This is a genomic window from Bartonella sp. B1099 (assembly GCF_944801835.1).
Taxonomy (GTDB): domain Bacteria; phylum Pseudomonadota; class Alphaproteobacteria; order Rhizobiales; family Rhizobiaceae; genus Bartonella.
The window spans coordinates 1-1460 of sequence record NZ_CALYLN010000005.1 but is presented as its reverse complement, the minus strand read 5'-3'; the positions used below and the strand labels follow the sequence as shown (position 1 = coordinate 1460).

General features: G+C 32.2%; 3 protein-coding genes. 2 read left to right on the top strand and 1 reads right to left on the bottom strand.

Annotation, left to right across the window (positions count from 1 at the left end):
- Window positions 1-244 precede the first annotated feature (244 nt).
- Window positions 245-544 (top strand): BrnT family toxin, encoded by a 300-nt coding sequence (locus NNJ73_RS10010; RefSeq protein WP_019221594.1) that lies wholly within the window; start codon window positions 245-247, stop codon window positions 542-544.
- Entirely contained in the window at window positions 522-827 is a 306-nt protein-coding gene (locus NNJ73_RS10005; RefSeq protein WP_254493973.1) for a BrnA antitoxin family protein, read from the top strand. Before NNJ73_RS10010 ends, NNJ73_RS10005 begins: the two co-directional genes overlap by 23 nt.
- 37 nt (window positions 828-864) lie before the next feature.
- Here the strand turns inward: NNJ73_RS10005 and NNJ73_RS10000 are convergent, their stop codons facing one another.
- Window positions 865-1383, bottom strand: a complete 519-nt coding sequence (locus NNJ73_RS10000; protein ID WP_254493972.1) for a hypothetical protein — start codon at window positions 1381-1383, stop codon at window positions 865-867.
- Window positions 1384-1460 lie beyond the last annotated feature (77 nt).

The window sequence follows — 1460 nt, the reverse complement described above, 5'->3', positions numbered from 1 at the left end:
CTTTCGGGGTCGGCTCCAAGATAACCAATTAAAGTCACTTTATTCAACATGTTTGTAAGTTCCATTTGATTTGCATTTTATATACGTAAAATCCTATCGTAATTTGTTTATTTTTTCAATTATTTCAGTTTATTAAACACAGTTTTTTAAAGTATTGCATTATATTAATTGTGCATAAAACATGAAAAATTCAGTGGTTATTTAAAACTCTTGATATACATACATAAATGTATTAACATGAGATATGAAAATAAGATTTGAATGGGATGAAGTTAAAGCAAAAAGTAATCTTAAAAAACACCGTGTAAGTTTTGAAATAGCTGCTCGTGTTTTTGCCGACCCATTTGCCATGGTTAAACAAGACCGTATTGAAAACGGAGAATATCGTTGGCAAACTTTAGGACTTGTAGATGGTTTTTTATTGTTGCTTGTAGCGCATACTGTCCGTGACGATAAAGATGGCATAGAGGTTATCCGTATTATTTCAGCACGGCGCGCTAATTTGAAAGAGAGGAAACGTTATGAAGAAGAAAGTTCGTTATGAAATTGATGTAGGCCATTTATCACCTTTGACGAATAAACAGAGGGTTGAAATTGATGAACTTGCAGCAATGCCGGAGAGTGCAACTGATCATAGTGATATTCCACCACTTGATGATGCGTTCTGGAAAAACGCCGTTCGCAATCCATTTTATAAACCAACGAAGACTGTCACAACAGTGCGTGTGGATTCAGACGTGCTAGCTTGGCTTAAAAGTCAAGGGAAAGGCTATCAAACGCGAATTAACGCCATTTTACGTGATGCCATGCTTCGTTCAATGCGATAAGTAATCTACTAATATACAGTCTTATAAATTGGGAATTTTACTTTTGGTTTTTAGTACAAGACTGTAGTGTGTAGGTGGATATGTTTATTAAACTGCGTGTACGAAACATAAGAAACAATACACAGCATAAAAAATAGTACCAAAGTGCAATGTCTAAATACCCAAATACGGTATCCAATGAAAAAGAAAATTGATGTTCCACGTGCTTAGAAGTGACAGGCAAAGAAACAGCTTTTTCATAACTATTTGGAAAAATTAAAACGACAAGCGCTAAAATTATTATCTTTAAAAGTTTGTGCATATACCGTTGTAAGTCACGTGTTAGTTTCATCCAGCCCGTTGTATCATCATGTTTATATTTTGGATTATTTTGTAATTCAAAAGGAATATGAGAATTGCATAAAATTACAAAAATGTTTGTTATTATTATCAAACCAAAAGATGCAAATATCAAAATACTTTGAATAAAATAGGGATTTTTTTTAATTCCTAAAAAACATAAAAATATAAAAGTTATAATACCAAACAAAGCTTTTATCTGCTTAGCTGTAAACATACTCGTTTCCTGTGATAAAATTACGATCTCAATTTCTTAAATTATTTTCTAATATAAGATACAAACTACCCTTTAGT